Origin of the sequence: Pseudomonas sp. G1002, assembly GCF_013385455.1 — a bacterium.
Classification (GTDB): domain Bacteria; phylum Pseudomonadota; class Gammaproteobacteria; order Pseudomonadales; family Pseudomonadaceae; genus Aquipseudomonas.
In genome coordinates, this window is sequence record NZ_JACAPY010000006.1 from 54,502 (window position 1) to 67,344 (window position 12,843).

General features: G+C 59.1%; 10 protein-coding genes. 2 read left to right on the plus strand and 8 right to left on the minus strand.

The features are described from left to right. Nucleotides 1-62: 62 nt before the first annotated feature. The gene (gene yhbY / locus HX801_RS02990; protein WP_003212205.1) at nucleotides 63-371 is read left to right on the plus strand and encodes a ribosome assembly RNA-binding protein YhbY; all 309 of its coding nucleotides are present in this window, start codon (nucleotides 63-65) and stop codon (nucleotides 369-371) included. Nucleotides 372-379: 8 nt separating this feature from the next. Here yhbY and HX801_RS02995 read toward each other — a convergent pair whose 3' ends face one another. The 8 genes from HX801_RS02995 to grpE all read right to left on the minus strand — a co-directional run bounded on the left by HX801_RS02995 (nucleotide 380) and on the right by grpE (nucleotide 10,846). Further along, a complete protein-coding gene (locus tag HX801_RS02995) occupies nucleotides 380-784 on the minus strand; it encodes a hypothetical protein (protein WP_003212207.1) in 405 nt (134 codons plus the stop codon). 28 nt (nucleotides 785-812) lie between these two features. Continuing rightward, nucleotides 813-1,289: a transcription elongation factor GreA gene (gene greA, locus HX801_RS03000; RefSeq protein ID WP_003212209.1), complete on the minus strand. Its 477-nt coding sequence runs from the start codon at nucleotides 1,287-1,289 to the stop codon at nucleotides 813-815. Then, nucleotides 1,286-4,507 carry a carbamoyl-phosphate synthase large subunit gene (gene carB / locus HX801_RS03005; RefSeq protein WP_177021525.1) on the minus strand — a complete coding sequence of 1,074 codons (3,222 nt, stop codon included), beginning with the start codon at nucleotides 4,505-4,507 and terminating at the stop codon, nucleotides 1,286-1,288. The genes greA and carB overlap by 4 nt, the downstream gene beginning before the upstream one ends. A gap of 105 nt (nucleotides 4,508-4,612) precedes the next feature. Continuing rightward, nucleotides 4,613-5,749: a glutamine-hydrolyzing carbamoyl-phosphate synthase small subunit gene (gene carA, locus HX801_RS03010; protein ID WP_003212214.1), complete on the minus strand. Its 1,137-nt coding sequence runs from the start codon at nucleotides 5,747-5,749 to the stop codon at nucleotides 4,613-4,615. Nucleotides 5,750-6,008: 259 nt separating this feature from the next. Then, complete coding sequence (dapB, locus tag HX801_RS03015) at nucleotides 6,009-6,815, minus strand: 4-hydroxy-tetrahydrodipicolinate reductase (RefSeq protein WP_134325716.1); 807 nt, start codon at nucleotides 6,813-6,815, stop codon at nucleotides 6,009-6,011. Nucleotides 6,816-6,825: 10 nt separating this feature from the next. Further along, the gene (gene dnaJ, locus HX801_RS03020; RefSeq protein ID WP_177021526.1) at nucleotides 6,826-7,950 is read right to left on the minus strand and encodes a molecular chaperone DnaJ; all 1,125 of its coding nucleotides are present in this window, start codon (nucleotides 7,948-7,950) and stop codon (nucleotides 6,826-6,828) included. A 316-nt stretch (nucleotides 7,951-8,266) separates the two neighbouring features. Beyond that, nucleotides 8,267-10,183: a molecular chaperone DnaK gene (gene dnaK / locus HX801_RS03025; protein ID WP_003212222.1), complete on the minus strand. Its 1,917-nt coding sequence runs from the start codon at nucleotides 10,181-10,183 to the stop codon at nucleotides 8,267-8,269. 102 nt (nucleotides 10,184-10,285) lie between these two features. Further along, on the minus strand, nucleotides 10,286-10,846 hold the full coding sequence (gene grpE / locus HX801_RS03030; RefSeq protein ID WP_003212224.1) for a nucleotide exchange factor GrpE: 561 nt from the start codon (nucleotides 10,844-10,846) through the stop codon (nucleotides 10,286-10,288). Between the two features lie 253 nt (nucleotides 10,847-11,099). Between grpE and recN the strand changes: the two genes are divergently transcribed. Continuing rightward, complete coding sequence (gene recN / locus HX801_RS03035) at nucleotides 11,100-12,773, plus strand: DNA repair protein RecN (protein ID WP_177021527.1); 1,674 nt, start codon at nucleotides 11,100-11,102, stop codon at nucleotides 12,771-12,773. Nucleotides 12,774-12,843: the final 70 nt, after the last annotated feature.

The window sequence follows — 12,843 nt, forward strand, 5'->3', positions numbered from 1 at the left end:
CCCGGACTCGCTCGGGTAAACTGGCCGCCGCTTTTTACAAGATCAGACGCAGGGGTCAGATTATGCCGCTCACTCAAGAGCAGAAGAAACAGTACAAATCCATTGGCCACCATCTGAAACCAGTTTTGATTGTGGCTGACAACGGTTTGACTGAAGGTGTGTTAGCCGAACTTGAACGCGCATTGGGCGATCACGAGCTAATCAAGATCAAGGTCAGCATCCTTGATCGCGAGGCGCGCCTGGCAGCTATTGCAGAACTGTGCAAGGCTGGCAAAGCGGACCTGGTTCAGGTCATCGGCAAGATGGCGCTGCTGTATCGCAAGAACTTCAGCGCCAACAAGCAACTGTCGAACGTACACCGCTTCAAGTGAAACAAGGGTCACGGGCGTGCTTCGCACGCCCTGCCACTCCATCCTGGCGCCGGCTGTACAACCAGCACCAACCCGGAAAACCCTAGCACAAGATAGCTGAACAGCTGCCAGCGCAACGCCTCCGGCAGAAAGATACGCACCACGCAAAACATTGCGCACGCATACAGCGCCATCAACAGCAGTTGCCCGCGAATATCCCGCCACAGACTCCCCAAGCCTTCGGCCTTGATCAGCACCAGCGCCTGAAGCGTCACGCACGCTGCTGCAAAACCTACCAGCAACGCGCTTAATAATCCGCTGACCTCATCGATCAGCAACGGTGCCAGGCCAATCAGGCCCAGCGCCGGCAGCACACCAATATGTAACAGCCATAGGCCGCCAACCCAAAGCATCTGGGCAAACTGCCAAAGCATGGCGCCCGCACGAAGCGGGCGCCGTCTTTCAGATGTGACGAACTTCGACAATCTCGTACTCGATCACGCCACCAGGCGTCTTGACGGCCACCACGTCACCCTCTTCCTTGGCAATCAAGGCGCGGGCCAGCGGCGAACCGACGGAGATCTTGCCGAGTTTGAAGTCGGCCTCGTCTTCACCCACGATGTGGTAAACCACGCTTTCGTCAGTCTCGACGTTGGCGATTTCCACGGTGGTGCCGAAAATCACCTTGCCGGTATGCGGGATGGTCGTGACGTCGATAACCACCGAATTCTGCAGGCGGCCTTCGATGTCACGGATCCGCGCCTCGACCATACCTTGCTGCTCGCGGGCAGCATGGTATTCAGCGTTTTCCTTCAGGTCACCCAATTCCCGGGCCGTACCGATGTCCTGGCTCAGCTTTGGACGGACGACCTTGGTCAGGTGGGCGTGCTCTTCTTCCAGGGCTTTTGCGCCCTGGACGGTCATTGGGTATTTGATCATGCCTTCAATCCTGCGTGTAGATCCTGCAAGCGACGCACGGTTTTTTCAGGACCGAACTTCAGCGCTTCGCAGATAGCTTCGCCAGCAGCAATGGTGGTGGTGCAGTAGATCTTGTGCTGCAAGGCGTTACGACGAATGGAGTAGGAGTCCGCGATCGACTGGCGACCTTCGGTGGTGTTGATGATCAGGGTGACTTCGTCATTCTTGATCATGTCGACCACGTGTGGACGGCCTTCCGTTACCTTGTTCACGCGACGCACTTTCAGGCCGGCAGCCTCGATCAGCTTGGCGGTCCCGGCAGTGGCCACGACTTCGAAGCCCAAGTTGATCAGATCACGGGCCACGCCTGCAACCAGCGGCTTGTCATCATCGCGCACGCTGATGAACGCAGTACCGCCGGTAGGCAGCACTTCGCTGGCGCCCATCTGGGCTTTGGCGAATGCTTCACCGAAGGTATCGCCCACGCCCATCACTTCACCGGTGGACTTCATCTCCGGGCCCAGGATCGGGTCCACACCAGGGAATTTGGCGAATGGGAACACCGCCTCTTTCACACTGTAGAAGTTCGGAATGATTTCCTTGGTGAAGCCGATTTCCTTCAAGGTCTTACCGGCCATCACACGGGCAGCAATCATTGCCAGGGAAACACCGATGCACTTGGAAACAAACGGCACGGTACGCGAGGCGCGCGGGTTGACTTCGATGACGTAGATGTCTTCGCCTTGCAGCGCCAACTGTACGTTCATCAGGCCGACCACGCCCAGCTCCAGGGCCATTTTCTTGACCTGTTCGCGCATCTCGTCCTGGATGTGTGCAGGCAGCGAGTATGGCGGCAGCGAGCAAGCGGAGTCACCGGAGTGAACGCCAGCCTGTTCGATGTGCTGCATGATCGCGCCGATCACCACGTCGGTGCCGTCGCAGACCGCATCCACGTCCATCTCGATGGCGCAGTTGAGGAAGTGGTCCAGCAGCACCGGGCTGTCGTTGGACACTTTCACCGCATCACGCAGGTAACGCTTGAGTTCGTCTTCTTCGTAGACGATTTCCATCGCCCGGCCACCCAGTACGTAGGACGGACGCACCACCAGCGGGTAACCAATCTTGCTGGCCGCGCGGATCGCTTCGTCTTCGCTGCGCACAGTGGCGTTTGGCGGCTGACGCAGGTTCAGGCGCTCAACCATCTGCTGGAAGCGCTCACGGTCTTCGGCGCGGTCGATAGCGTCAGGGCTGGTGCCGATGATCGGCACGCCAGCAGCTTCAAGTGCGCGAGCCAGTTTCAACGGGGTTTGGCCGCCGTACTGGACGATCACGCCTTTTGGCTTCTCGACACGGCAGATTTCCAGTACGTCTTCCAGCGTTACCGGCTCGAAGTACAGACGGTCGGAAGTGTCGTAGTCAGTGGAAACAGTTTCCGGGTTGCAGTTGACCATGATGGTCTCGTACCCGTCTTCGCGCAGGGCGAGAGCGGCGTGTACGCAGCAATAATCGAACTCGATGCCTTGGCCGATACGGTTTGGACCGCCGCCCAGGATCATGATCTTGTCGCGGCCCGACGGCGCGGCTTCGCACTCTTCCTCGTAGGTGGAGTACATGTATGCAGTGTCGGTGGCGAACTCGGCCGCACAGGTATCAACGCGCTTGTAGACCGGGAAGATGTCCAGCTTGTGGCGATGGGTGCGCAGGTTCTTCTCGGTCACGCCCAGCAGCTTGGCCAGACGCATGTCGGAGAAACCTTTGCGCTTGAGGCGGAACATCAGGTCGCGGTCGATGGAGGACAGGCCGAGGGTCTTGACCTTCTCTTCTTCCTTGATCAGATCTTCGATCTGCACCAGGAACCACGGGTCGATCATGTTCATGCCGAAGATGTCTTCGACGGTCATGCCGGCGCGGAAAGCATCGGCCACGTACCAGATACGCTCGGCACCCGGCACGGTCAGCTCGCGCTTGAGCACGCTCATGCTTTCCGGGTTGCTCAGGTCGAGCTTCTCGTCCAGACCGCAAACGCCCACTTCCAGGCCGCGCAGGGCTTTCTGCAGGGACTCCTGGAAGGTCCGGCCGATGGCCATGACTTCACCGACCGACTTCATCTGAGTGGTCAGGCGGGCGTCGGCTTTCGGGAATTTCTCGAAAGCGAAGCGTGGCAGCTTGGTGACGACGTAATCGATCGACGGCTCGAAGGAAGCCGGCGTTGCGCCGCCGGTAATTTCGTTCTGCAGCTCGTCCAGGGTGTAACCGATCGCCAGCTTGGCGGCGATGCGCGCAATCGGGAAGCCGGTAGCTTTCGATGCCAGCGCCGAAGAACGCGATACACGCGGGTTCATCTCGATCACAACCATGCGGCCAGTGTCCGGGCAGATGCCGAACTGGACGTTGGAGCCACCGGTTTCCACACCGATCTCACGCAGCACCGCCAAAGAGGCGTTACGCATGATCTGGTATTCCTTGTCCGTCAGGGTCTGTGCCGGCGCAACGGTGATCGAGTCACCGGTGTGCACGCCCATCGGGTCGAAGTTTTCGATCGAGCAGACGATGATGCAGTTGTCCTTCTTATCGCGGACAACCTCCATCTCATATTCTTTCCAGCCGATCAGGGATTCGTCGATCAGCAGCTCTTTGGTCGGAGACAGGTCCAGGCCGCGGGCGCAGATTTCTTCGAACTCTTCACGGTTGTAAGCGATACCGCCGCCGGTGCCGCCCATGGTGAAGGACGGACGGATGATGCACGGGAAGCCCAGGCGCTCCAGGACCGCGCTGGCCTCTTCCATGCTGTGGGCGATACCGGAACGCGGGCAATCAAGGCCGATGGACTTCATGGCCTTGTCGAAACGCGAACGGTCTTCAGCCTTGTCGATGGTGTCGGCATTGGCGCCGATCATCTCTACGCCGAACTTCTCCAGGACGCCTTCGCGCTCCAGGTCCAGTGCGCAGTTCAGGGCGGTCTGGCCACCCATGGTTGGCAGCAGGGCGTCCGGACGCTCTTTCTCGATGATCTTGGCAACGGTCTGCCACTTGATCGGCTCGATGTAGGTGGCGTCGGCCATGTCCGGGTCGGTCATGATGGTGGCCGGGTTGGAGTTCACCAGGATGACGCGGTAGCCCTCTTCGCGCAGGGCCTTACAGGCCTGGGCGCCGGAGTAGTCGAATTCGCAGGCCTGGCCGATCACGATCGGGCCAGCGCCGAGAATCAGGATGCTTTTTATGTCTGTACGTTTTGGCATGGGTTTGTCACTCAAATCCGCAGGTCAGTCGGCAAGCCGTCTTGAACAATCTTTGAAGAGCCCGAGGGGGCCGCCGGTTTCCCGGGCCGCCCTCAGGCCGCTCAGTTAGCGTCGCTTGGCCATCTCATTGATGAAACGGTCGAACAGCGGCGCTACGTCGTTCGGGCCCGGGCTTGCTTCAGGGTGGCCCTGGAAGCTGAACGCGCTCTTGTCGGTGCGCTCAATACCTTGCAGGGAACCGTCGAACAGCGACTTGTGAATCGCCCGGACGTTGCCCGGCAGCGTCGCTTCATCCACCGCAAAACCGTGGTTCTGGCTGGTGATCATCACGACGCCGGTGTCCAGATCTTGCACCGGGTGGTTGGCACCGTGGTGGCCGTGACCCATTTTCAGGGTCTTGGCGCCGGAAGCCAGGGCCAGCAGTTGGTGGCCGAGGCAGATGCCGAACACCGGGATCTCGGTTTCCAGCACTTCCTTGATCGCCTTGATGGCGTAGTCGCAAGGCTCCGGGTCACCCGGGCCGTTGGACAGGAACACGCCGTCCGGCTGCAGGGCCAGTACGTCGTTGGCCGGGGTCTGCGCAGGCACCACGGTCACGCGGCAACCGCGCTCGACCAGCATGCGCAGGATGTTGTGCTTGATACCGTAGTCGTAGGCCACGACGTGGTACGGCAGTTCGGAAGCTTCGATGGTCGCGTGGCTGTCGGTCTTCAAGTCCCAGACGGTGGAGCGCCACTCGTACGTTTCCTTGGTGCTGACGACTTTCGCCAGATCCATGCCTTTCAGGCCAGGGAAACCTTGGGCCGCTGCAATCGCTGCTTCTTCGGAGATGTTGTCACCGGCCATGATGCAGCCGTTCTGCGAGCCTTTTTCACGCAGGATACGTGTCAGGCGACGCGTATCGATACCGGCGATCGCCACAACGTTGTTGGCTTTCAGGTAATCGGACAGGGACATCGTGTTACGCCAGTTGCTCGCTACCAGTGGCAGGTCACGAATGACCAGGCCAGCCGACCAGACACGATCAGACTCGGCGTCTTCCGGTGTAGTACCGGTGTTGCCGATGTGCGGATAGGTCAGGGTAACGATCTGTTGGGCGTAGGAAGGATCAGTAAGGATTTCCTGATAGCCGGTCATGGCGGTGTTGAACACCACCTCTCCAACGGTCTGACCGTCGGCTCCAATGGCTTCGCCGCGAAAAATGCTGCCATCAGCAAGGGCGAGTATGGCTGGCTTAGTCAAGAAGACCTCCCGTAAATAAAGCCTGAAAGGGCGATCGCAGGTTGTAAAAAAGCGGAGTGACGTATGGACACGTCACCCCGCTTCTTCACTGAATTATTCTGCGCGCTTTTAGTGGACACACTAAAGCTGTAGCTTACAGAAAAAGGCTTTTTTGGTCCACCGCTAATGAGCCTTAAAGGCAGGGGAATGCGACAGGACGTCGCCTAGCGGGTAAAAACGGGGCCTCAGCATATTCCTGAGACCCCGTTTTAGCTACTTCTTAATGCAGGTCCAGCACGTCACGCATGTCGTACAGGGCCGGCGTACGACCCTCCAGCCACAGCGCCGCACGTACAGCACCCTTGGCGAACGTCATGCGGCTAGACGCCTTGTGGGTGATCTCAAGACGCTCACCCTCGGTTGCGAACAGCACGGTGTGATCGCCCACCACATCACCGCCGCGAACGGTGGCAAAACCGATGGTGTCGTGGGCGCGGGCACCGGTATGGCCTTCGCGGCCATACACCGCCACCTTCGACAGGTCACGACCCAGGGCATCGGCAATCGCCTCGCCCATACGCAATGCCGTACCGGACGGCGCATCGATCTTGTGCCGGTGATGAGTCTCGATGATCTCGATGTCAGCCTCATCACCCATCACCCGCGCCGCCATGTCGAGCAGCTTCAGCGACAGATTGACGCCGACGCTGAAATTGGCCGCGAACACGATTGGAATATCCTTGCCCGCCTCCACCAGCAGCTGCTTTTGCTCGGCGCTCAGGCCCGTTGTGCCGATCACCATGGCCTTGCCCGCCTTGCGGCAGAACGCCAGGTTTTTCAGCATCACGTCCGGCAGGGTGAAATCGATCAGCACGTCGAACTCGTCGGCAACCTGCTCCAGATTGCCGGACAACGAAACGCCGATCCGCCCCAGGGACGCCAACTCACCGGCGTCCGCACCAATCAAGGTGCTGCCGGGACGAACAATCGCCGCCGTCAGCCCGGAGGCCGGCGAGCGCGCCTGCACGGCCTCGACCAGGGTCTTGCCCATGCGCCCGGCAGCACCCATCACCGCGATACGTCGCATACTCACTTCCTTACAGGTCGCCGAAGAAGCGCTTCACGCCTTCGAACCAGCCGGTGGTCTTTGGCGAATGAGTGTCATCGCCGGCCAGGGAGCTGCGGAACTCTTCCAGCAGTTCGCGCTGACGACGCCCCAGGTTCACCGGCGTCTCTACCGCCACACGGCACATCAGGTCACCAGCACCGCCACCGCGCACCGGCGCAACGCCTTTGCCACGGATACGGAACTGCTTGCCGGTCTGCGTACCCTCAGGGATCTTCAGCTTGACCCGACCGTCCAGCGTCGGAATCTCAAGCTCGCCACCCAGGGCCGCATCGACAAAGCTGATCGGCACTTCACAGAACAGATGCTTGCCGTCGCGCTGGAAGATCGAGTGCTCGCGCACATTGATCACCACGTACAGGTCGCCCGTCGGGCCGCCCTGAGTGCCCGCCTCGCCTTCGCCCGACAGACGAATGCGGTCGCCGGTATCAACACCCGCCGGCACTTTCACCGAGAGGGTCTTGTACTCTTCGACACGCCCCTCGCCGTGGCACGAGTCGCACGGATCGGAAATGATCTTGCCCTGGCCGTGGCAGCGCGGGCAGGTTTGCTGCACCGAGAAGAAGCCTTGCTGCATGCGTACCTGGCCGATACCGCCGCAAGTCGGGCAAGTGATCGGCGAGGAGCCTTTCTTGGCGCCCGAACCGTCGCACGGCTTGCAATTGACCAGCGTCGGAACACGGATATTGACGCTGGTACCGCGCACCGCTTCTTCCAGGTTCAGCTCCAGGGTGTAGCGCAGGTCGCTGCCACGCTGGGCACCGCCACGCTGGCCACTACGGCCGCCGCCAAAGAAGTCGCTGAACACGTCGCCGAAAATATCGGAGAAGTTCTGCCCGCCGAAACCGGCACCGCCGCCACCCATGCTTGGGTCGACACCGGCATGGCCATACTGATCGTAAGCGGCGCGCTTGTTCGGATCACACAGGCATTCGTAGGCTTCATTGGCCTCTTTGAACAGCTCTTCGGATTCTTTGCTATCCGGATTACGGTCCGGGTGGTGCTTCATTGCCAGGCGACGGTAAGCCTTTTTCAGGTCCGCCTCGCTGGAGCCGCGCTCCACACCCAACACTTCGTAATAGTCACGCTTTGCCATAAGTCTTTGCACTCTTAAGGACGTCCGGCAAAACCCTCCTGAGCCTTGCCAAACTCGTTGAGCCCCAATACAGGCCCGGACCCAACTCACGTCAATTCAACGATCCTGGTCGTTACTGCTTTCAACCGGAAACCGGCCAAAAACGCGGTGACTGTCGTCCGGAAAGCAGGAGCATTCCCGATCACACCGCCAGCATCCGAGCGTTGTCGCATGCTGTAAAAATTCGCGTACCCCAGACACGCCAACGCGGGAGCAAGCTCCCGCGCGGCGACATCCTACCAGTCACCGCTTGTGAGCGGTCAACCGGGCGACCAAGTTACTTCTGGTCTTTGACTTCTTCGAACTCGGCATCGACAACGTCGTCGTGCTTGGCTTCAGGTTCTGCCTGGTGTGCAGCACCGTCAGCCGGCTGGCCTTGTTCGGCGTACATTTTCTGAGCCACTGGCGCAGAGACTTTCGACAGCTCTTCAACCTTGGCTTCGATGGCAGCCTTGTCGTCGCCTTTAACGGCGGCTTCCAGGGCAACTACTGCGGCTTCGATTGCAGTTTTCTCTTCGGCAGTCACTTTGTCGCCAGCGTCAGCGATCATTTTGCGAGTCGAGTGAACCAGTGCATCACCCTGGTTACGGGCAGCGGCCAGCTCTTCGAACTTGCGGTCTTCGTCAGCGTTGGCTTCAGCGTCACGGATCATCTGCTGGATTTCTTCCTCGGACAGACCCGAGTTAGCCTTGATCACGATCGACTGAGTCTTGCCGGTGGCCTTGTCTTTGGCGCCTACGTGCAGAATGCCGTTGGCGTCGATGTCGAAGGTCACTTCAATTTGCGGCACGCCACGTGGTGCTGGTGGAATCTCGGCCAGGTCGAACTTGCCCAGGGACTTGTTCTGACCGGCTTGCTTACGCTCACCTTGCAGCACGTGAATGGTCACGGCGCCCTGGTTGTCGTCGGCAGTCGAGAACACTTGCGATTTCTTGGTAGGAATCGTGGTGTTTTTCTCGATCAGCGCAGTCATCACGCCACCCATGGTTTCGATACCCAGGGTCAGCGGGCTTACGTCCAGCAGCAGAACGTCTTTCACGTCGCCGGCCAATACCGCACCCTGGATGGCAGCACCCATGGCAACTGCTTCGTCCGGGTTCACGTCTTTACGCGCTTCTTTACCGAAGAACTCGGTAACCAGCTTCTGAACCAGTGGCATACGGGTCTGACCGCCCACCAGGATCACGTCGTTGATCGCGCCAACGTCGATACCCGAGTCTTTCAGCGCAATGCGGCAAGGCTCGATGGTGCGTTGAACCAGGTCTTCTACCAGCGCTTCCAGCTTGGCGCGGGAGATTTTCACGTTCAAGTGCTTAGGACCGGTAGCGTCTGCAGTGATGTACGGCAGGTTCACGTCGGTCGAATTGCTCGAAGACAGTTCGATCTTGGCTTTCTCAGCGGCTTCTTTCAGGCGCTGCATGGCCAGCGGGTCACCCTTGAGGTTCATGCCGCTTTCTTTCTTGAATTCGTCAACGAGGTAGTCGATCAGACGAATGTCAAAGTCTTCACCGCCCAGGAACGTGTCACCGTTGGTGGCCAACACTTCGAACTGGTGCTCGCCATCGACTTCAGCGATTTCGATCACGGAAACGTCGAAGGTACCGCCACCCAGGTCGTAAACGATCACAGTGTGGTCGCCCTTGGCCTTGTCCATACCGTAGGCCAGAGCGGCTGCGGTTGGTTCGTTGATGATACGTTTCACGTCCAGGCCAGCAATACGGCCGGCGTCTTTGGTCGCCTGGCGCTGGCTGTCGTTGAAGTAGGCCGGAACGGTGATCACCGCTTCAGTCACGGCTTCACCGAGGTAGTCTTCGGCGGTTTTCTTCATCTTTTTCAAGATTTCAGCCGAGATTTGTGGCGGCGACATTTTCTGGCCGTTCACTTCAACCCAGGCGTCACCGTTGTCAGCCTTGGCGATTTTGTACGGGACCATCTTGATGTCTTTCTGTACGACTTCTTCGTCGAACTTACGACCGATCAGACGCTTCACCGCGTACAGGGTGTTATGCGGATTGGTCACAGCTTGACGCTTGGCGGACTGGCCCACCAGGATTTCGCCGTCGTTGGCATAAGCCACGATGGACGGAGTGGTGCGTGCGCCTTCAGCGTTTTCAATAACTTTGGATACGCCGTTTTCCAGCACGGAGACGCAGGAGTTGGTAGTCCCCAGGTCGATACCGATAATTTTGCCCATGATTTACTCTCCCGAAACTTAGATTTTTTTGCCGCAGCAGTGGTGGCTAACTGCGGCAGTACTTAAACGCTTGACTTATAGATGGGGCCGTTACGACTTATTTCAAGCCTGCTCATCAATAGAAGGTGCAACCGGTGCAGGAGCCTTGCTCACCACAACCATTGCCGGGCGCAGCAAGCGACCGTTGAGCTGGTAACCCTTCTGGAACACCTTCAATACGCTGTTCGGTTCAAGATCAGCGTTTTCCTGCATCGCCATTGCCTGGTGATGCTCGGCATTGAACGGCTCGCCGCCTTGCGGATCGATGGCTTCCAGCTGATAACGCTTCAGGGTGTCCTGGAACATTTTCAGGGTCAGTTCGATCCCTTCGCGCATTGGGCGGATGTTTTCGTCGTCCGGATTGGACAGCTCAAGGCCACGCTCCAGGCTGTCGATGATCGGCAAAAGATCACCGGCAAATTTTTCCAGGGCGAATTTGTGAGCTTTTTCTACATCCTGCTCGGCGCGGCGGCGGACGTTCTGCAGATCGGCGGCAACACGCAACGATTGATCCTGTGCGCCTGCCAATTGCTCTTCGAGCACTTGCACACGAGCGGCCAGGTCTTCACCTGCGGCCTGGTTGGCGTCTGGATTTTGCGTATCCTGCGTCTGTTCGTCAGCCATAGATTTCTCCTTTCAAAATCATGCGCGAACTCGACTCGCGCTTCTGTTCCGGTATATGGGGCCACAATTTTCAGGTTCAAGGGTCGAGGCGTTACCAAAAGTCTTTCACTTGTCCTGGATCAATTCTTATCAATCATTCCCTGTTGCGCTTAAAAAGCGATTTATTCAAGCAAATCGGACTAAGCATCAGGATTGTCACCTCCAAACAAAACACTGTATAAATAACCAGACCTAAAGCCTGGGAGCGGCCGTCATGCTGGTGCACCTGTCCGTACATCACTACGCCATCGTTGAACATCTGGATCTTGAACTGGATCGCGGGATGAGCGTAATCACAGGCGAAACCGGCGCCGGCAAGTCGATCATGCTCGACGCTCTGGGCCTGACCCTGGGTGATCGCGCCGACAGCGGGGTGGTACGCCCGGGCGCCGACAAGGCCGACATCCTCGCCACCTTTGACCTGGCCGATATCCCGGAAGCCGAGGCCTGGCTTGCCGAGCGCGACCTTAACAATGAAGGCCCGTGCATCCTGCGCCGGGTGATCACGGCCGAAGGGCGCTCCCGCGGCTATATAAATGGCACGCCCTGCCCGCTCGGCGATTTGAAAGCCCTGGGCGAACTGCTGATCGATATCCACAGCCAGCATGAACACCAGTCCCTGCTGAAAACCGACACCCATCGCCGACTCCTCGACGAGTACGCCGGCGCCACGGACCTGGCGCGCCAAGTGCAACTGGCCGCGCAACGCTGGCGCCAGACCCGCCAGGAGCTGGAGCGCCTCTCCAACTCCGGCGACGAGCAGCGCGCCCGTCACCAGTTGCTCAGCTACCAACTGGAAGAACTGGAAAGCCTGGGGCTCGGCGAGACGGAACTGGAGCAACTGGAACAGGAACACAAGAACCTGACCAACGCCGAAACCCTGCTGGGTATCTGTCGGCAAGTAGTGGAGCAGTGCAGCGAAAGTGACTCCGGCAATGTGCTCAACGCCCTGACTGCCAGCCTGAACCGGCTATCCAGCGTGAATAACGCATCAGGCTCGCTGAACGAAGCCACCACCTTGCTGACCAGCGCGCAAATCCAGGTAGAAGAAGCCGTGGGCGAGCTGAACCGCTTCCTCGATCACTTCGATGCCGACCCAGCCCGCCTGCAGGATATAGAAGAGCGCCTGGACACCATCTACACCCTGGCGCGCAAACACCGGATCCAGCCGACCGAAGTCGCAACCATGCAGCAAAAGCTGCTGGATGAAATTGAAACCCTGAACGCCAACGACGAATCCATCGAGCGACTGGGTGAAGAGCTGGCGTCCTTCGCTCGCCATTATCACGAGAAAGCCCGAGAACTCAGCGACCTGCGCCATCAGGCAGCGACCGGCCTGGCCAGTGCGGTAGAGCAGGAAATCCAGCGCCTGGGCATGCCCGGCGGGCGCTTCACCATCGAGTTGCACACCAACACCAGCAATGAGCTGCTGCCCAACGGCCTTGAACAGGTAGAACTGCTGGTCAGCGCGAACCCGGGCCAGCCACTCAAGGCACTGGCAAAGGTAGCTTCCGGCGGCGAGCTGTCGCGGATCAGCCTGGCGATTCAGGTGATCACCGCCCAGACCTCTCGCGTGCCAACACTGGTATTCGATGAAGTGGACGTAGGGATCGGCGGCCCGACGGCCGAGATCGTGGGCCAGTTGCTGCGCCGGCTGGGCGATCGCGGCCAGGTACTGACCGTTACCCACTTGCCACAAGTAGCCGCCCAAGGGCATCAGCACTTGTTCGTGCACAAGGTGCGAGGCAGCGATGCGACCCATACCGCCGTGTCCAAGCTGAACAAGACCGAACGGGTAGAAGAAGTGGCGCGGATGCTCGGCGGCATCGACTTGACCAAGGAGTCCTTGGCTCACGCGAAGAAAATGGTGGTAACCGCGAAGGCCTGAAGCCTGGCTTACTGAGTATTTTCTTTCTATAGAAAGCACGAAGGCGACCCTAGGGTCGCCTTCGATCGTT

What these genes read in the sequence shown, in the direction of transcription:
- yhbY (WP_003212205.1), top strand. Translation starts at nt 63, where the DNA reads ATGCCGCTCACTCAAGAGCAGAAGAAACAGTACAAATCCATTGGCCAC.
- HX801_RS02995 (WP_003212207.1), bottom strand. Translation starts at nt 784, where the DNA reads ATGCTTTGGCAGTTTGCCCAGATGCTTTGGGTTGGCGGCCTATGGCTG.
- greA (WP_003212209.1), bottom strand. Translation starts at nt 1,289, where the DNA reads ATGATCAAATACCCAATGACCGTCCAGGGCGCAAAAGCCCTGGAAGAA.
- carB (WP_177021525.1), bottom strand. Translation starts at nt 4,507, where the DNA reads ATGCCAAAACGTACAGACATAAAAAGCATCCTGATTCTCGGCGCTGGC.
- dapB (WP_134325716.1), bottom strand. Translation starts at nt 6,815, where the DNA reads ATGCGACGTATCGCGGTGATGGGTGCTGCCGGGCGCATGGGCAAGACC.
- dnaJ (WP_177021526.1), bottom strand. Translation starts at nt 7,950, where the DNA reads ATGGCAAAGCGTGACTATTACGAAGTGTTGGGTGTGGAGCGCGGCTCC.
- dnaK (WP_003212222.1), bottom strand. Translation starts at nt 10,183, where the DNA reads ATGGGCAAAATTATCGGTATCGACCTGGGGACTACCAACTCCTGCGTC.
- grpE (WP_003212224.1), bottom strand. Translation starts at nt 10,846, where the DNA reads ATGGCTGACGAACAGACGCAGGATACGCAAAATCCAGACGCCAACCAG.
- recN (WP_177021527.1), top strand. Translation starts at nt 11,100, where the DNA reads ATGCTGGTGCACCTGTCCGTACATCACTACGCCATCGTTGAACATCTG.